The following is an 18,981-nucleotide window of genomic DNA, read 5'->3' as shown; positions in this document are numbered from 1 at the left end:
TTATGGAGACACAAAAAAGCGACTTATTAATTTTCAAATATGCAGAACTTTCAAGAAAAAATATTGAAAAACAAACAAGAACACCAATTATTGCTGTACGCAATTTTACAAAGAAATTTAAGAATTTTGTCGCTACTGATAATGTTTCTTTTGATATTTACCCTGGTACAATTCATGGTTTCATAGGTCCAAACGGAAGTGGTAAAACAACAACAATTAAATCAATTATTGGTGCTTATATTTCTGGTCCGAATCAAATTAAAATCAAAGGCTTTAAACCAGGTAGTCCTAAAGCAAACCGTTTAATTGGTTACATTCCAGAAAAAGCCAGTTTTCCTAGTCATTTAAATGCCGAAGAATATTTGGCTACAATGGCAACTTTTAATGGTATGAAAATGCGTGAAGCGATTAAAAAAGCGAACGAAATTTTAATTGAACTAAAATTAGAAAAACACAAAAGACGTAACCCCAACACATTTTCAAGTGGAATGAAAAAGAAAATTTTACTTGCGCAATCATTAATGAGTAGCCCGGAAATTTTGATTCTTGATGAACCTGCTGCTAATTTAGATCCAACAGCACGGAAAGAATTATTTGACACATTTTTTGAGTTAAAAAAACGTGGTATCACAATTTTTATTTCTTCACATGTGCTTAGTGAATTAGAACGGATTGTGGATGAAATCACCTTTATTTTTAATGGCAAGGTTTTATTTTCTGGTTCCTCATCAAAAATGGGTGATGGTCAAAATGATTTATATTTTAAAACTAATCAAAACAAATATTTTAAAGACGAGATTCGAAACACATTAAATCTCGAAGTTTCGGGTGATATTAGTTCTGAATTAGTGGTCAGAAGTGTGTCGGAAGAAAACAAAAATAAAATCATTGATATGATCAGGGACAAAAATGTTATTCTTTATTCGCTTCGACACAATGATCTGCAATCATTTTACGACAATTTAATTCGTCAGTATTATGAACAAAATAATCAAAATAATCAAAAAGAAGATAAAAATCCATCTAAATCTGAACAAGGAGGTAAATAATGTCTGCGGTTTATCGAGCACAAATGATTAAGTATTTACGTTCGGGTTCAACATGGGTTATTACTCTTGTGGCGATGGGAATTACGGTTTTAATTTCGGCACTATTACCTAATTTAGCAATCAATAAAGATAGTCCTAACGGTTGAATTGAATATTTAGGGGTTTCAGAAAATGTGTTAACAACAATTATTGGTGCTTTAACAGCGTTTATTACAATTTTCAGTGGTTTTAAAGCAGCGACAATGCACAAGGACGAAGTTGAAAATGGTAATTTCTTAGTCCTTCTTTCTAAACCGATTTCACGTAGTAAAATTATTCTTTCAAAATGATTTGCTTTATTTACATTAATTTTATTTCATGTAATTATTGTTGGCCTTTCATATGTAATTTCAGTTTATTTAAGTGATATGGATTCGCATAAACGTTTCCACGAAAAGATCGAACTTATTAACAAACAAACATTAACGCAACGCGTCTGATCAGATTTTGGCATTATTATTAGTGTACTTTTATTATTAGCATTACTATTTAGCTCAATCGCGCTCTTAATAACAACAAAATTTGCACTTTCATCATCAATTGCAGCAACAATAGGCCTTGGAATTTTAATTCCAATTTCATCAATTTTTGGGACATTTACCGAAAAAGATGAATATAAATCAATTAGCTCAAAGAAGATTAACAACGCTTTAGTTACGCTGGATAACTTAAAAAATGGTGTTGGTCTTGATAACAAAGAACTTATTAATCTTTCGCAGCAATTTTATGATGATGTTAACGAGTATAAAGCGAACATTAAATCAAGTGATAATTTACATAATATGGCGTTTTTAACTAAAAATAAAAATACATTTTATTACACCAAATACTTAGATTTAGATTACCAAGTTCGAGTTTTATCTTTATTAAATCAACTTGAAGAAGATTTGGATAGTGACTCGGTTTTAGCTAAAATGCGTGATCAATTTATTGCTAAACAGTATTATTTAAGACCTATTGACAACGATAATTTTAATAAAAGCACCACGATTAGTGAAAAAAATAAAGCATTTGAAGAAAAAATGTATTACACATTAAAAGAGATTAATAAGTCACGTGATGATGCATTTCGTTTCTTTTACAATTTAATTTATGAGTTTGTATTTAATTCTAAGAAAAAAAAATCCAACCTTTTTCTTGAAAAAATTGACAAAAACTTGAAACTAACTTTTAGTAAACCAGATTTATTGTATATTCTTAGTTTAATTCGTTATTATCTCGAAGGTTCGGAAACAGGCGATGAGAAGATGATGAATATGATGATTTTCGATGAACTTAAGAAAGAAATCGAATCACAATTAGCCAAAAATGAATACACTGTTCCATTTATGAAGTTTTCAGGAATTATTTTCTCATATCATGCTTACTATTCTATTCATCATGACCCAGAGAAAAAACCGGAAAATGCGGAACACGGAATGAACTATTATTTAGAACGGGTAAGCAAAAACCAAAGCCTTAATTATAGTGCGATTTTACGGGTAATAATGAATTCGCTTCTAAAAGAAATTCATGATATTGATATCAAACAAGGACTAGCGCAATTGCTTAAGTTATACTACCATTTTGAGTCGCCACTTGCTTATATCGTGTTTGATCAATACAACATTGAAAACATTATTTTCACAAATAATCTTAGTGTTGATACCACAACGGCACCAAGCAAAGTAAAAGAATATTACTTGACAGATTTTGATCGTGAAATCCTTGGAAAAGTTTATTCACTCAAATTTAATCAAGACGAGCCTATGCAGGTTTTCAAAGTTGAAAAACGCAAATATATGGATCGAACTACTAACGCGATTGTTTATGGGGTTTTAACTGTTATTCTTGTTTTTGTTAGTGTTTATGTAATTACTAAACAAGACTTCCAATAATAAAAATCAGCATTTTGTTGCTGATTTTTATTATCTTTCATCATTATCGTCAAGAATTTCGTCGTCATCAAGGTCGAGATTATCTTCGAGATCGTCGCTCATTTCTTCTTTAAGCTCTTTTAGTATAGCTTTTGTAGTGTCTGTTATTTTACGTTTTCCTCTTGTTTTTGATACTTCTTTTTCACCAAAGTTGATTTTAACATCCTTTAATTCTTTGGCGGTTTCATCATTTAAGAATAAAATTACAGGCACTATGATTGGACGACGTCTTTTTTCTTTATAAAAGTAGGCTTCAAGACGTTCGGTAATTAAATTTTTAAGTTCAATAACATTTCAATCTTTTTTTGTTTTGATAGTATATAACACAGCACCATGAGCAATCCGTTTGGTTTCTTCAACGATATCGGCGTTATTTTTGGCATAAAATGTTCCACGCGAAATAAGTCGAGGTTTACCAACGATATTGTTTGTTTTTTTATCAATTGTTAAAATAATGTTTAAAAACCCGTTTGTTGCTAACTGGTCACGTTCTGACAATACTTTTGAGTCGGACTCAAGTGCATTGTTACCATCGATATAGACGGGACCAACATTAATTTGTTCGTTCGATTCAGTAATAACTTCGTTTTCCATATAAAATGGAACACCTAGTTTTGGTACCATCACATTTTCGCGTTTTACGCCATTTTCAATGGCGGATTGACCGTGTACAACTGACATTCTGTACTCACCATGGTAAGGTAAAAAGTATTTTGGTCGGGTTAATTGGAAGATTTTATCGTGTTCTTCACGGTAGGCGTGACCTGATGTATGAAGATATCCATCAACCCCGTTTTCTTTAATAATTGCTCCTAATTTATAAAGTTTATTAACTAAAATTTCAATTTTCATCCGGTTACCAGGAATAGGTGAACTAGAGAAAATAATCATATCGCCATTTTTAATTTGAACATAAGGATGCTTGTTATTACTCATTCTTGCTAATGCCGCAAGTTCTTCACCTTGTGAGCCGGTTGTAATAATAATTAACTCATTATCGTTATAGTTATTGATATGTTTCTTGTTAATGAAAACGCTATCAGGCGAGTCGATATGTTTTAGTTTCCGACCAATTTCAATTCCATTGACCATGCTTCGACCAAAAACGCAAATTTTCTTTTTAAGTTTAACGGCAAGGTCAATGACTGCTTTAATTCTTGTTAAGTTACTTGCAAAAGCGGTAATAATAATTTTGCGTTTTGCTTGGCGCATATATTTTTCAATATCAAATAAAATATCAGATTCACTAGGCGAGTGATTTGGACGCATTGCATTGGTTGAGTCGGATAAAAGAACAGTTAAGCCTTCGTCCCCCATTTGTTTTAGTTTGGTAAAGTCGGTTAAATTACCAATTGGGCGATAGTCGAAACGAAAGTCACCGGTACACATAATGCTACCATTACTGGTACGAACACGAACCCCAAAAGCATCTGGGATTGAGTGTTGCGCTGTTCAAGTATCAATGGTAAAAGGACCAATAGTTAAATTGGTAGTTTTTTCTAATTGAATAAAATCGATCTTACGTTTGATTGCATGTTCTTTAATTTTTAATTTTAAATACGAAATGGCAATTTCGGGTGCAATCACTGTGTCCATTTTTGTTGTTTTCAAGGCGTAAACAACACCCCCGATATGATCTTCGTGTCCGTGGGTGATAACAATTGCTAGCTGTTTTTTGTTTTCTCGGTTGAGGTATGAGTAATCAGGAATAATTCCTTTAACACCAGTACTGAACATATCGGCAAACTTAATTCCGGCATCAATCAAAATAATTTGATTATCATGTTCGAGCAAAAGTGTTGCTTTTCCGATTTCCTGAACACCACCTAAAGCCATAATTTTAGTTGGTTGCATAGAACTCTCCTTGAGTTGATTAGTATAAAGTAATATCTACAAAATATAACTAAATATAGTATATATAATAATATTAATATTTTTTGAAATTTAACCTAATTAAAATTATTTTTAAAAAAATATATAATAATTGAGATTTCAAGCAGAACATACAAATCATGATTAATGATTATTTGGAGGTCTGATGAATAAACGTAAAAAAGTTTTAATTTGATTAAGCACTTCACTAGCAATTCCTGCCGCAGCGACAGGAATCTATTTTGCATCAACCTCAACAAAAAAGCTTGAAAAGGGTGGAACATCATACGATCCTAACCAAGTAACACCAAATAATCCAATTGATATTTTAGAAGAAAACAAGCCAACAAAACCAGAAGTTAACAAAAAGCTTATTAGTAATGTTGATATTAAATTTAATCACGCTAACCCAATTAAATATTTAGCACTGGGTGATTCGATTACTGAAGGTTATACAGGCGAACTTGAAAACATTATTCAAGGTTACTACGACCCTAAAACCAAAGAAATTGTTGGTAATGGTTATCCTTCGCATTTTGTTAATTATCTTTTAAAAGCAGATAAGGATATTCTTACTAGTTTTAGTAATTATGCGGTGTCGGGTTCAACAGCGCAAGAGTGATATAGTCTTTTAAATTTGCATAATGAGGCAAACTTCATTGCCGCAAGTACAAAAGCTAATAAATTGGAAGTAAAGGATTTAGTTCCACTTTTTGGTACAAATATTTCTGAACTTAGCACTGTACTTATAGATAAAATTAAAGATGCTAACTTAATTACATTAAGCGTTGGCACCAATGATTTTTTTAAGCTTTTTATTAGGGAAGTAAGCAAAAATCTTGATCTTACTTATATTATCGAAAATGCGAAAAATCAACAAGAATTATTCAAATATCTTGTAAATGCAATTACTGAAATTTTTAATAAAGTGGATGTTGAGGCTAAGAAAAATATTCACTCATTAAGTAAAACTATTTCTCATCTTAATCCGCGCGCACAAGTAATTTTTCTTAAATATCCAATGCCTATGTTGCGAATTAAACAAGCAATTGACTCAATACTTACATCGTTAAGTGGTTCAGAAGCAGGTGATGCTCCTATTGAACTTAGTCGTATTTTGTTTAGTGCAGTTAATAGTCGGATTTCACAACTATTTATTAATCTTGAAAACCGTGATGAGATTAAAATTATTAACTTGTATGACAATGAATTTTGAACTACCCATAAAAACATTCTTTCACCTGTTATTTTAGATATTCACCCTGGAAGTAAAGGGTATAAAAAAATGGCTCAAGATTTATTCGTAGCATTAGCAACTGAATTTACCAATCTAAATCATGTTCGGGCAAATAATAAATATTTGGCTAATACTCAATATTTTAGTGAACTAAGATCTATTCCTAAAATGATTGATTTTAAGCTTAGTGATGCTGATTTAATTAGCAAGGTTTTTGATAATAATTTTGAGGAAGATTTAAACGAAATTAATTCGTTAGAATCTAAATACAATCATTTAATTAGTAATGAAAATAACGTTAAAAAAATCGTTAAATATGTTGAAACATACTTGTTATATTCAAGCAAAGGTCAAGATTACTTTATTAAGAATATTTATCATGTTATTGAAGGTATTTTGGATTCGAAAATTATGAAGGAAATCGATCCGGATGCTAAGATTAAAGAATTTCTTTTCGTAAATGACAAAAAGAATCTAAATTCAATAACAAAGCAGTTTGTTGATTCAAATATTATTGCTACACTTTTTGCTAATTTTCAAAATAGTGCTGATACCCTTGATTTAGATATGAATAATGTTCCAGGGGTACAAGAGTTTAGTTTAAACATTTTAAAAGAAATCGCTATTAAAACATTTGGTGATGAAAAAACGTGGTTTGATTTTATTAAAGTTATGCTGAGTGGTGACTATATTTCAGAAGCTGCAAATAAAGAAAAAATCAAGGAAATTGTAGAAATTCTTATTGAAAATGGCTTAAATGCGAAACGTATAAATCAGATTGTATTACTAGTGAAAAATTTAAATTTACCTTCGGAAATTACTGGTGTAATTACCAAAGAAGATTTTAATTATTTAGTTGAAAAAATTCTAAACAATAATGCTCTTAAAACACTTGTAATCAACGCGTTAAAAAACACCATTGATAAATCAAATCAAATTGTGGCAAAAGCTAACAGTTTTAAAGAGTTATTAAAAGAGGTATTTATTGCTAATAAAGCAAATGCTGTTAGCGATGTAAAAAATGCAATTTATAGTTTAATTAATGATGAAAAAGCATTAACAATTGTTGGTAAAATCGCCGCTAAATCATTAGAAAAATACAAAGATTATGTACCTGCAGGTTTAATTGATAAATGAATTGCTAAATTAGGTTTAGTAATTAAATCTATTGATGAAAAAATTGGTACTATTGATGTTGTGCTCAATAATACTTTTGAATACATTATTAATAATGGCTTTGAGTTTGGTAATTTTGGACCTACACTTACTAAGATTAAAGATGAGTTATTTGGTTCGTTAGACAGAAATAAAATAGCAGAATTAGTCACATTTGTTTTACACGAAAACGAAGGCTTTTTTGATGAGAATTTAGGAAATATTGTTAGTGATGCAATTCTTGTTATTAAGCAAGACAAAGTTAAGACATTAATTTCTAAAGAACTAATTAAGTTTTTAAAAATGCAAAAAATTGTTTCTGAGAGCATTGATTACGCACCTTTAATCAATGACGCGCTTGATTTAATGCTGACAAAGGAACTTGATATTGTGGTACCAATTATTACAAGAATATACAATGAAATCAAGACTAACAAGCTAGATTTAAAAACATTTACTTTCAAAGATATCGCCGCAATTGCTTTAAGTATTATCAAACCTAAATTTGATAAAACTAATTTAGAAAATACACTTCAAATTATTTTAGGCTCTAAATTAATTAGCGAAGACAGCAATCTACTTAAAGCATTTTTAAAAGATGTTTTAGCTAATTTAAATGATGATGTTTATTTTGAAAAATTATTTGAACAACTAAATGCAAATAAAAAATTACAAGCTTACATCACACAACAACAATTCGTCAGTCTTATTAAATCAATTAAAAATTCAAATGAATTTAACCGAGTTATCGATTTCGTGTTTGCTAATTTAAATGAATTCAAAAATGTATCATATAAAGTAGCAATTAACAAAATTTTAGATACCAAGTCAAATGAAATTAATGAAATAATTAAATCATTTGTTACCAGTTTAGTTAATAACAAAACGTTAAAAGATATTGTGCTTAATGCCTTTGAAAAAGAACTTGTTAAGTTTGGTTCGGATGCTGAATATGTACAAGCGGTTCAAAAATTAAGATTACAACTTGATGCTGATTTTGTTTCAATTTTTGAAAATATTGATGCTGCAAACGTGGCCTCAAGAATTATTGTCGGCTTAATCGGTGAAAAAGTAAATAATACAAAGACAGATTATCTTGCCATTTTTAAAGATGTTTATGCCGCAAATGATTTAAATGATTTAGTACTTAAATTAATCAAGAAGGTAAGCAAATTTAATCTTGTCGCAAAGAATCACATTGACTTGAAAATTGTTATTAAAAATTTAGCAAAATACATTTTAAGCGATAAAGTTAAATTAAAAGATGTAATTAATGTTCTTGCGCCAAATGCGCAAACAAAAATTAATAAATTTGTTGATTTCGATAAACTTTTAGAAATTATTTCAAGTAGATATAGTGATGATTTAATATTGTTAGTTGATCTTGTTGTTGATGGAATGTTTGATTCATTAGATCAAATTGATAGCGTTTCAACACTCAACGAGCTATTAAAACTAGCTCTTCAAAATATCAACGAAACAAAAGTTAAAAAATTAATGGTTGATATTATTCAGAAAATGATTAGTGATGATGAAGTTTTACAATCAATTGCACAAAAAATTAAAAATATTCTTGTTAAACGTAATTTACTTGACGATACACCACAAATGATTGTAGGTATTAAGTCGTTAATTAGAATTATTCCTATGATTGAGCAAAATGGTAAGTATTTGGAACAATTTGCCAATATTCTATTTAACACAATCAAAGCTAATAATGATTTAAGTAAGTTTAGTGAAGAAATCGTTGCCGCTATTAAAGCTCATAAATTTATTGATATTAATAATATTAGTCATATTACAAGTATTTTGAAAACACCACAATTTGTTAATGAAAAACAAAATATCAAAGCAGTTTTTGATTCGTTATTTGAACATTTATGAGCAGATGAAAAGGTAGTGAAAGAACTAATTAGCGATCTTAACTTAGCTAATTTAGCCGCTAATACGAATGTAATTACCGGTCCTGAGCTCGAGTCATTTATTTTCAATTATGTTTATAAGCCAGTTGGTCAAAACAGTTTTAAACAATTTATTACTAATATTATTAATGATATATTTAAGCGCTCAAATGAGTATGCAAATACTAAAAAAGCTGTAGATATTCTCAAAATATTTTTAGCAAATAGCAATTACGAAACAACTAATAAAGAGTTTATAGTTAAATTAATTTCGGACTTGATTGATCATACAGATGTCTTGCCAAAAGTTATCTTTAATAAATTAAAAGCAGCGCAAATCAATTTACTTGACGAAGACTTGCCAGTTGTTGTTAGTGTTGTTAAAGATTTATTTAGTGCAGTAAAAAATAGCAATTTATTTAAAGAGATTGTAGTAAGACTTTATGAAGAAATTAAAACATTTAATTATACAAACAATATAAATAATGATTTTAAAACTATTTTCGGAAAAGTTGTTGATCATTTCATTAAAAATGAAAATGGCAAAATAAATATCAATAAGATTGTTAACGAAATTCTTCCGCAAGTATCTTCGATTCTTGAAGAAACAAAATTTAGTGGTTCACAATTAACGCAATTTATTAATTTATTATTTACAAGATCTGTTTTTGACAAAAACAAATCACAAGGCATTTATAAGATTATTAATAAGATAATATATGCTAAAAATGATCCTTCAAATGTTGAATATAATGCATTCGATTTATTGTTTAAAGCCCCAAATAATCTAAAAGCGTTAGTAAAAGCATTCATTAAACCAATTGCTCGCGCTCATATTTCAGAAGTAATTAATAATCAAAAAGCAAAGAATTACAATATTTATAATGATGCTAATTTCCATGCTATTAATCGAATCGCTACATTCTTTACGTGAACATTGAGAGTAAATGTTCCAGGCGCAGTCTTTCATGGGGTAAATGGGGGATGAGAAATTAATTCAATTATTTACTTTAGTATTAATGACGCCTTCAAAGAAGTGCTAAGCGAAGTAGATCCTATATCTGAAGCTAATAAAGATAAATATTACTTAAAGAATGAAGCATTTGTTAAACGAGTATTCGGAGATCGTTATTGACTCAAGAATTATAATTCGTATGAAAAAGATGACTGGATGTTTATTATCAAATATTATGATCAGGAAGATAGACATCATCCAGGTATGTTAAACGCTGATAACTTGTGATATTTATTTAAAAACGGACACTTAATTTTACAATAAAAAAAATAGTGGTTATGCCACTATTTTTTAATAACAAATTTTAATAATTTTCAGTAAATTGTATTGATTTTTTGTTGAAAAAGAAAAGTTTTTGGTTTTAATTAATTTACTCTTACTTCCTCTCAGAATTCAAGAATATCATCTTCTTTGATGTTATTAAAACCTTTAATATGAAGACCAAAATCTTTACCTTTTTGTACTTCTTTTGCGTCATTTAGGCCACGACGAAGTGTATCGTTGTATCCGACATGAATTACTTTTTTATTTCTGATTACTTTAACTTTTGAATTATTTTTTACAACCCCATCATCCATCATACATCCGGCAATTGTACCGATTTTAGAGTATGTGAAAATTTTAATAACGTGAGCGGTTCCAATTTTAACATCTTCATAAATAGGTGTTTCATTACTTGAAAGGATTGCATCTACTTCTTCAATAATTTTGTAAATCACACTGTATGTTGTAATTCGAACACCAAAGTTTTTGGCGCCTTGTTTTGTACTTAAATCAGGTTTGATATTAAAACAAAAGATTTGTGCATTCGCGGTTTGGGCAAGTAATAAATCTGAGTTTGTAACTTGTCCTCCGCCAAATGAAATTACACGAATAATAGCATCATCATTTTCTTTTTTATCTATTGAGTGTTTGATAGCTTCGGCGGTACCTTGAGTGTCGCTACGAATAATAACGTTAATTACTTTTTTACCAGTAATTTCGATTTCTTGTGTTTTCTCGTATAGTTCTTCTTGTTTGTCTTTTAGTCGTTTTTCATTTGCTAGTTTTTTAGCGAATTTTTCATCTTTCAGACCAACAAAACGATCGCCTGCTAAAGGTAAATAATTTAATCCAGTTACAAGTACTGGTGTTCCAGGGTGAGCATGCGGAACAGGTTGGTAGTTGGCATCCATTAGTGATCTAACTCTTCCATATTTGCTACCCGCAACAATGAAATCACTCTTGTAAAGTGTTCCGTTTTCCACAATTAAAGTTGTTACTGCGCCTAAACCTTTATCTAGTTTTGATTCGATAACAGTTCCAATTGGAAATCTTTTGCGATTTGCTTTTAAATCAAGAATTTCTGCTAAAAATAAGATTTTCTCAAACAGTTCTTTAATCCCTTTTTCTTGTAAAGCGCTTCCTAATACTACTTGAGTATCACCACCATAGTCTTCCACAATAACATCTTCGGCAGCTAACTCAGCCTTAATTTTCTCAATGTCTTTGTTTGGACGATCAATTTTATTAATAAATACAATCAACGGTACATCAGCAGCTTTTGCGTGGTGAATGGCTTCTTTGGTTTGTGGCATTACACCATCATCAGCGGCCACAACTAAAACAACGATATCGGTAATTTTAGCGCCCCGTGACCGCATTTGGGTAAATGATTCATGGCCAGGAGTATCGATAAAAGTAATTTTCTTACCTTTATAGTTGACTTGATAAGCACCAGTGTGTTGGGTAATTCCTGATGCTTCACTAGCAGCAACATTTGTTTTTCGCATTTTGTCGATTAAAGTTGTTTTTCCATGGTCGACATGACCCATTACAGTTACAACGGGAGCGCGAGTTACAAGATCTTCGGCTTCGTCTTCAAATTTAACTTCATTAAGAAAGTTTGAAGCATTAATTTCTTGTTCTTTTTTAAGGTCAATTCCGTGATCAAAACAAACCTCAGCAATTTCCTCTTCGCTTAAGACGTAATTTAGTGGGTAAGCCTTGCCTTGTAATAAGAATTTTTTGATAATTTCGTTGGCATTAATATCCAGTTTTTTCGCTAAATCCGAGATTGACATACGACCTGAGTAGATTAACACACCATCTTTAACTTCGGATACAACTTTTTTTAGTTGCGATTTGATTTGATCAATATTTTTTGATTGATTTCGTTTATCAGCCATATTCTTCTACCTCCTTTGTAACTTTTGTGTAAACTTCTTGCGGTACATTCATGCGAAAAGCTTTGTGTAAGATTTTACGCTTAAGCGCTTCTAAAATCTTATCTTTATTTTTTATTATATAGGCTCCGCGCCCTTTTAAAGAATTATTTCAGTCAATTTCAATATTATTGGCTTGATTTTTATTGAATCTTAATAATTGGCTAACAGGTAATATTTGATTTGTGTAGACACATTTGCGTGTAACATTAGTCTCAGTCTTCGTCATTGATATCACCTATATTAATATCACCAAGTGAATCAAGCAAGTCTTTGTCAGTGGTAAAGTTAGCCATTGTTTTTTGAATATCTAAAAGATTTTCTTTTGTCGAAGATGCTTCCATTGCTGCTTCGAATTCAGCGAATTCATCTTCATACTCACCAGCCTTGATATCATCTTTTTTAACGTAGGTTCGAGGCATTTTTTCAATATCTTTAGCAATTTCTTTTTTGTAATCAGCATATGAATCATTTGTTTTTACGATATTGTTAAACTCATTGATTTCGCTCATAATTGAGTCGAAATCAACTGATTCAAACATATCTTTTGGGTGATGTGAGTGTTCTTTTCTTGGTTGACGTGGAACTTTGAATGGTGAGCGATCGCGTTTAATATTTTTATTAAGCTCTTCAAGTTCGCTTTCAAGAACATTACCATTAAAGATAATTTGTGTGTTGTTAACAATTGCTTCATCATATTTTAAAATATTGATTTTTGCATTTACTAAATCAACAACAAGCGATACGTTAATTCCGTCTTTACCAATCGCAAGAGTAAGCTGTGAGTTTGGTACGATTACATCGTATTCGTCATTACTTTTTCAATGACACTAAGAATTCGTGCGGGAGTAAACGCGTTAACAATGTAGTCAATTTTGTTGTCATCGTAACGAACAATATCAATTTTTTCGCCGCCTAATTTTTCACTAATGGCATTAATTCGACTTGAATTTTGGCCAATTACAGCACCGATTACATCATAGTCTAGTGGTTTATTGTCATTTGTTGAAATAGCAACTTTACTACGGGTGCTTGCGTTACGAGCGATACCAAAAATCTTGATTTCGCCATTGGCTATTTCAGGGATTTCGGTTTTTAATTCCTTAATTAAGATTTCATTTGAAACTGTTGAGAGAATAATTTGTGAATATTTTGAATCAGGCATAACAGTTTCGATGTAAGCATCAATTTCAAGACTAGTATCATTTGCTTCTAAGTATTTTTTGTGGGTGTATTTAAGTGGCATAAAAGCAACTAAATTATCGTCTTTGATAACTAAGTTAAATCCTTTTGGTCCACGCGATGTAATTCTAGCCTTAACTAGTGTGCCAATTTTGTCTTTGTATTTACCGTAAATATTTTCTTTTGAAACAGTGTTTAGTAATTGACTGAATTGAGAACGAATTGCAAGTTCATTTTTCTTTGGTAATTGGGTAAAGATGATTTGAGTTTTGATTTGGTCGTTATCTTTAGCATTTGGGTTTAGTTTTAGCGCTTCAGATAATTTGATATAAGTTGCATTAAATGCATCTTTGTCCTCATTTTTAGAATGAGAAAAACCATCTTGAAAATCATTATCATTAAGGATAATTTTGTTTTTTAAAATTTGAAATACATTTTTTTCCTGACTAATTTCGAATTCTAATTCGGCATCAGGATCCATTTTTAAAAATACTTGTTCAACAGCATTTTTAAAGCAAAAAATAACTTCCTCAATGTTTAAATTTTTTGAGTTAGCAATCTCTTCAAAAAACTTAAAATAGTCAGCAGCACTAATAGTTCTTTCTTCGTTTTTCATATTTATCTCCTTTTAAATATATAGTTCGATTTTATCGATGTCATCTCAAGTGATTTGTTGTTTGCGAAATTGACCTTTTGCATTTCATTTAATCACAATAAATTCGTTATTGTGTTCAATAATTTGGCCAATGTACTCATTATGTTTGTTGACTGTTTTATTGCAAACAACTTTTAATTTATTTTCAACAAAATTCTGTAAATTATGTTGATTAATATCAATTTCTGTTCCCTTAGAAAATACCTCAATATTGTACTTTTGTAAAAAAGTTTCATCAATTGTAGCGATGTAGTCAGTAATTTTTTTACTGAGTGCGCTAACATCATCTAAATTATCAAAAATACTTTCAATTTCAACAAGATCATTTTTAATTGTGATACTTGAAATTAGGTCGCGAAATTTATTTAAAATTTTTTCTTTCACAGTCCCTCCTTAGTAAATAAAAAGTCACGCAAGCGCAACTTTTTTATTTCCAAAACTGCAAGCATATTATAACTTATTTTTTTTATAAGTAAATAAAAAAGCCAGAGCAACTTCTGGGCTTTAATAATGGTAATTAAATTATATGGCGCGCCCGAGAGGAGTCGAACCCCTAACCTCTTGGGCCGTAACCAAGCACTCTGTCCAATTGAGCTACGGGCGCATTTTGGAGGCACCAACCGGATTCGAACCGGTAATCAGGGTGTTGCAGACCCATGCCTTGGCCGTTTGGCTATGGTGCCTTATGATGGTGCCAACAATTCAAAATAGTTGCTTTCTTATTTTAGCATAATAAAGAAATTTATTTACTATTTCTTAGTTATTTTAATATGTTAAAATATAGGCAAGGAGGCGAAAATGAATTTATTAGTACTTGTGTACGATGATTTTCAAGATATTGAATTAGCAACTGTTTTGGGAGTTCTTCATCGTACAAAACAAATTGATGTCACATATTTTAATCCAGATTATAAGGATGTTCTAGGTGTACATAAAGTTGTTAAGCTTGAGGTACTTAAAAGTAAAGTTAACCTTAATGCATATGATGGGATTTTAATTGTTGGTGGTAAACAAGCGCAAACATTAAGAAAAGATAAAAGGGGTCAAGATACTATTAAACATTTTCTTGATCAAAATAAATACGTATTTGCAATTTGTGATGCGCCAAATGTGATTTATGAAAGTAATTTAATTCCTGATCGAAAATATGCATCATACCCAATGCCAAATTTTAAACCAGGCAAAAACCGGGTAAAAGATTTAGTATGTGTAGATGGTAAATTAGTTACAGGAAAATCACCATATGCTTCACACGATTTTGCTATTCAAATTGTTAGAACATTATTCGGTGATCAATTAGCAAACGAACTTGTTGCAGGAACTAATCCGGTAGCATAGGAATAAAGTTTTCAAATACACAGTTAATTCCGCTTTTGTAGGTTTGGATAAAAGTATTTAAATCGCGAGCGGTTCAACATAAAATAGTAAGTTGATCTTTAAGTTTTAAGATTGGCTTACTTTTTAAATAAGCGATTTCATAATTAATGAAATCAGGATTTGCCTTGGCTCTTAAAAGTAAGTTGCGTAAAATAAATTTTTTATAGAATGGTAGTTTTTCATTATGAAAACTACCCGAAAGCATTCCGCGAATAACGTCAGGAGCATTTTTCTTAAATCACTGTACAGTAAAAGGATCGAAAGACTGAATTGCGTAAGGGTGAGAATACGTCTTTAAAATTTCTCAGGTCGCTTCTTCTAGGCGATGATTTTCGGTGTCAGTTTTTAATTCAATTAATAGTGGCACTTGTCCATCTATATATTTTAAAACATCGCTGAAAAGCGGGATTGTATAATCAGTATTTTTTAGTTTTAAATTTTTGATTTCATTTCAAGTTGTATCTTTAATTGCCTTTTCAAGTCCCGTCATTCTTTTTAGGTTGTCATCGTGAAAAACTACGACATTACCATCATTTAAAATATGTAAGTCAAGTTCGATAGCATACTTATTTTTAATAGCGTTATTAAAAGCACCGAGTGAATTTTCGGGTTCTGTTTCTGTGTGAAAACCGCGATGAGCAATAAAATATTTATTTAGTCAATGGTTCTTTTCAATTCTATTCATATCTTTTTACCTCTTTAAGTTTAAACATTTTCTTTTTCATTCATAAAAATCCTTTACGTTTTTCAAACGGAATATGAGCATTTAAAACTTTAGTTATTTCTTTGCAGTTTTTTTCAAAAGGATTATGGCTTTCACCAATTAAAATATAGTTTTTATTTGTTTCTTCTAAATATCTTACAAGTTCTTCGCCATCAATGATACTGTCTTTTAGCGATGCAATAAAGGTGCTTTTATCTTTGATTTCTTCGTACATTTGGTCCAGCTTATCTAAAAACTCAAGATTTAAAACATTTTGTTTGATCATTTGATATCATATTGAGTTTTGTTTTGTAAAAATATTGATTCAGTTTCGTTTTTCGTCATTATTAATTGAGTTAAGTTTTAGTAGCGAAGTAACTGAGTTTTTAGTAAAAGATGATTCGCTATGGGCGAGTTTTAGAATTTTATAGATTAGTGAATATTGAATGTATGGGTGAATCGGATTAACTAAGAACGACCATTTAGCATTGTATTTTTTCGCTAAAGTTGGGGTCACCATTCCGCCAATTGAGTGACTTAAAAAGTAGATATCAGTGTTAGTAATTTGGCTAATGACAAGTTTGGCGTATCTAATTCATTCATCAAAATTTGCATTTTGATTATTGAGATTCATTCTTGAACCTGGCATATTGAAGGCGACAAGATTAAAATTAAGCTTTTGTTTATATAAATCTTTTACAAACTGGTAACTTGAATTAAGTCCGTGAATTAAAACAAGTGTACTTTTAGCATTGTTGTCTTGAACATAAATTTGTTCTATTTGACCATTGATTTCAAACATTTTTAACATATATAAATCATACATTAAAATAAAAACCCTAGGTATTCCTAGGGTTAAATTAGACTTGATATCCAATTATTTTTGGTTATGTTTTTGCACAAATAAATCAAGTCTTGAAGATTTACGAGCAGCTTTGTTAGGGTGGAAGACACCTTTAGCAGCTGCTTTATTAATTAAGCTGTGAGCAAATGCAACAAGTTCTTTTGCGTTTGCTGCATTTGCTTCAACTCCTTCACGAGCGGCACGAATCGCTTTTTTGATTCTTGATTTAAATGCAAAGTTACTTGTGCGACGTTTTTCAATGCGAGCAATATTTTTAACTTTTGATTTAATATTTGCCATTTCTTCTCCTTTTTATAAAATAAAAATCCTTTTTATTATACACATAATAATAAAAAAAGAATAAAAAAATGGCAGGGGTAGCAGGACTCGAACCCACAACACACGGGGTTGAAGCCCGTTGTTCTACCGATTGAACTATACCCCTATAGCCAAGTTTATATATTATATACTAATTGTTTAATTTGCTTTTGGCCAAATTAACAAAATCTTTAACGTATTTGATACTTGCAATTTCTTCGTCAGAAATACTAATACCAAATTCTGTTTCAGCATCGACTACAAGTTGTACTAAATCTAGCGAATCAATTTTTAGATCTTCAATGCTAGCTTCCATAGTTACTTTGACATTAGTTAGTTTTTGGATTTCTTTTAAAATTTTATCTTGCATCATGCTCCTTTTCTAATTATTATAACTAATTCCCAAATTTATCCAAATGCTAATTACTGGTCGCAAGTGGAAAAACGCAAAAAATAATTAATTATGAATATTTTTGTATTATAATAGAAAACACCAACTAGTTGCGAGTGTAGTTCAATGGTAGAACTTCAGCCTTCCAAGCTGACTATGAGGGTTCGATTCCCTTCACTCGCTCCATATCAGTTTTGATCAAAAAACATCACGCTATGTGATGTTTTTTCTAAATTCTAAATCATGGAATGTTTGGTTTAGCAATATTTTTTTCGATTAATTCGAATTCTGTATATCTACGAACTGGGTCGGTAAGAACGGTGATAACGTCATATCTTAATGTTTCGTCTTTGAATTTTTTCAATTTATTTACATCCATAAATGCAATTTTGTCACCATGTTTTACTTCTTGACCCACTTTAACAAATGATTCAAGTCCCACACCATTGTATTTTCCTAAACCAATTCCAATATGAACTAGAAGTTCATTGCCAAATTTAGTTTTAATTCCGTAAGCGTGTTTTGTAGGGTAAACAAAAGTGATTTTTCCATCAACTGGCGAGTAAATATTAACGGTTTTTAAATCGTCAACTTTAATGGCAAACCCATGGCCTAGCATGAATTTTGAGAAAGCATCATCCTTTAATTTTTGAAGGGGAATTGTTTCACCTTTATTGGTAGCATAAATGATGTTATCGCACTCATATTTGTGACGAGTAACTTCTTCATTTTTCAATGGAATTTCTTGATTTTTGTTGTTAATTTCGATTTTTACGTTTCCTTCAATCCGCAGATTTTGAAGGCTTAAATTGATTTGTTCCGCATCTTCGCGAAAGTCGATTTGAATGTGGTTGTCACCAACGAATTTAACTTTGTATGGATTTAATTCTTTTAGTAATTCAACATCAACACAGTTTTTGTTGGCGATGTCGTATCTTAATTTTGTGGCACAATTTGACATTAGTACAATGTTGTCAAACCCGCCAAGAGCTTGCGCTAATTTGATTAGTTCATTTGTTTTCATAGTGATTTTATTATAAAGGGATAAGATGTAAACGAAAACATTTTTACTATCGCGTGTGTAATTGATTACATACTCAAGCATATTATATAGTTCGTTAAA

The 18,981-nt window shown here is 30.5% G+C and carries 15 protein-coding genes and 4 tRNA genes; 5 read left to right on the top strand and 14 right to left on the bottom strand.

Going from position 1 to position 18,981, the window contains the following annotated elements; all coding sequences use genetic code 4:
• Positions 1-2 precede the first annotated feature (2 nt).
• Both NPA09_RS02355 and NPA09_RS02350 read left to right on the top strand, forming a co-directional pair.
• Positions 3-1,049: an ABC transporter ATP-binding protein gene (locus tag NPA09_RS02355; RefSeq protein WP_129723216.1), complete on the top strand. Its 1,047-nt coding sequence runs from the start codon at positions 3-5 to the stop codon at positions 1,047-1,049.
• A complete protein-coding gene (locus tag NPA09_RS02350) occupies positions 1,049-2,965 on the top strand; it encodes an ABC transporter permease (protein WP_129723218.1) in 1,917 nt (638 codons plus the stop codon). The genes NPA09_RS02355 and NPA09_RS02350 overlap by 1 nt, the downstream gene beginning before the upstream one ends.
• 30 nt (positions 2,966-2,995) lie before the next feature.
• Here NPA09_RS02350 and NPA09_RS02345 read toward each other — a convergent pair whose 3' ends face one another.
• Entirely contained in the window at positions 2,996-4,858 is a 1,863-nt protein-coding gene (locus NPA09_RS02345; protein ID WP_129723220.1) for a ribonuclease J, read from the bottom strand.
• 184 nt (positions 4,859-5,042) lie between these two features.
• Between NPA09_RS02345 and NPA09_RS02340 the strand changes: the two genes are divergently transcribed.
• On the top strand, positions 5,043-10,448 hold the full coding sequence (locus tag NPA09_RS02340; protein ID WP_256541812.1) for an SGNH/GDSL hydrolase family protein: 5,406 nt from the start codon (positions 5,043-5,045) through the stop codon (positions 10,446-10,448).
• A gap of 101 nt (positions 10,449-10,549) precedes the next feature.
• On the opposite strand, the gene infB is transcribed toward NPA09_RS02340, so the two are convergent.
• The 7 genes from infB to NPA09_RS02305 form a co-directional block, all read right to left on the bottom strand.
• Entirely contained in the window at positions 10,550-12,352 is a 1,803-nt protein-coding gene (gene infB / locus NPA09_RS02335) for a translation initiation factor IF-2 (RefSeq protein ID WP_129723224.1), read from the bottom strand.
• The gene (locus NPA09_RS02330; protein ID WP_129723226.1) at positions 12,342-12,617 is read right to left on the bottom strand and encodes a YlxR family protein; all 276 of its coding nucleotides are present in this window, start codon (positions 12,615-12,617) and stop codon (positions 12,342-12,344) included. Before NPA09_RS02330 ends, infB begins: the two co-directional genes overlap by 11 nt.
• On the bottom strand, positions 12,598-12,930 hold the full coding sequence (locus NPA09_RS02325) for a hypothetical protein (protein WP_256541811.1): 333 nt from the start codon (positions 12,928-12,930) through the stop codon (positions 12,598-12,600). Before NPA09_RS02325 ends, NPA09_RS02330 begins: the two co-directional genes overlap by 20 nt.
• A 254-nt stretch (positions 12,931-13,184) precedes the next feature.
• Positions 13,185-14,186, bottom strand: coding sequence for a NusA N-terminal domain-containing protein (locus NPA09_RS02320; RefSeq protein WP_256541810.1), 1,002 nt, complete (start codon positions 14,184-14,186; stop codon positions 13,185-13,187).
• A gap of 12 nt (positions 14,187-14,198) precedes the next feature.
• Complete coding sequence (locus NPA09_RS02315) at positions 14,199-14,609, bottom strand: LSm family protein (protein ID WP_129723230.1); 411 nt, start codon at positions 14,607-14,609, stop codon at positions 14,199-14,201.
• Positions 14,610-14,752: 143 nt separating this feature from the next.
• Positions 14,753-14,829, bottom strand: a tRNA-Arg gene (locus NPA09_RS02310).
• Positions 14,830-14,833: 4 nt separating this feature from the next.
• Positions 14,834-14,908, bottom strand: a tRNA-Cys gene (locus tag NPA09_RS02305).
• Between the two features lie 115 nt (positions 14,909-15,023).
• Here NPA09_RS02305 and NPA09_RS02300 point away from each other — a divergent pair.
• Entirely contained in the window at positions 15,024-15,563 is a 540-nt protein-coding gene (locus tag NPA09_RS02300) for a DJ-1/PfpI family protein (RefSeq protein WP_129723232.1), read from the top strand.
• Here the strand turns inward: NPA09_RS02300 and NPA09_RS02295 are convergent.
• The 5 genes from NPA09_RS02295 to NPA09_RS02275 form a co-directional block, all read right to left on the bottom strand.
• A complete protein-coding gene (locus NPA09_RS02295) occupies positions 15,547-16,287 on the bottom strand; it encodes a glycerophosphodiester phosphodiesterase family protein (RefSeq protein ID WP_129723234.1) in 741 nt (246 codons plus the stop codon). The two genes, NPA09_RS02300 and NPA09_RS02295, sit on opposite strands and share 17 nt — an antisense overlap.
• Entirely contained in the window at positions 16,280-17,116 is an 837-nt protein-coding gene (locus tag NPA09_RS02290; RefSeq protein WP_129723236.1) for an alpha/beta fold hydrolase, read from the bottom strand. The genes NPA09_RS02295 and NPA09_RS02290 overlap by 8 nt, the downstream gene beginning before the upstream one ends.
• Positions 17,117-17,182: 66 nt before the next feature.
• Entirely contained in the window at positions 17,183-17,449 is a 267-nt protein-coding gene (gene rpsT, locus NPA09_RS02285; RefSeq protein WP_129723237.1) for a 30S ribosomal protein S20, read from the bottom strand.
• A 69-nt stretch (positions 17,450-17,518) separates the two neighbouring features.
• Positions 17,519-17,594: transfer RNA gene (locus NPA09_RS02280), tRNA-Trp, on the bottom strand.
• 24 nt (positions 17,595-17,618) lie between these two features.
• Positions 17,619-17,840: an acyl carrier protein gene (locus NPA09_RS02275; RefSeq protein ID WP_129723239.1), complete on the bottom strand. Its 222-nt coding sequence runs from the start codon at positions 17,838-17,840 to the stop codon at positions 17,619-17,621.
• 130 nt (positions 17,841-17,970) lie between these two features.
• On the opposite strand from NPA09_RS02275, the gene NPA09_RS02270 reads away from it, so the two are divergent.
• Positions 17,971-18,044 (top strand) — tRNA-Gly (locus NPA09_RS02270).
• Between the two features lie 43 nt (positions 18,045-18,087).
• Here NPA09_RS02270 and NPA09_RS02265 read toward each other — a convergent pair.
• Positions 18,088-18,882, bottom strand: coding sequence for a PTS glucose transporter subunit IIA (locus NPA09_RS02265; RefSeq protein ID WP_165036286.1), 795 nt, complete (start codon positions 18,880-18,882; stop codon positions 18,088-18,090).
• Between the last annotated feature and the right edge of the window lie 99 nt (positions 18,883-18,981).

The organism is Mycoplasmopsis equigenitalium (assembly GCF_024498255.1).
In the GTDB taxonomy this organism is placed as follows: domain Bacteria; phylum Bacillota_I; class Bacilli_A; order Mycoplasmatales; family Metamycoplasmataceae; genus Mycoplasma_H; species Mycoplasma_H equigenitalium.
This window is presented reverse-complemented; position numbering and strand designations above follow the sequence as displayed.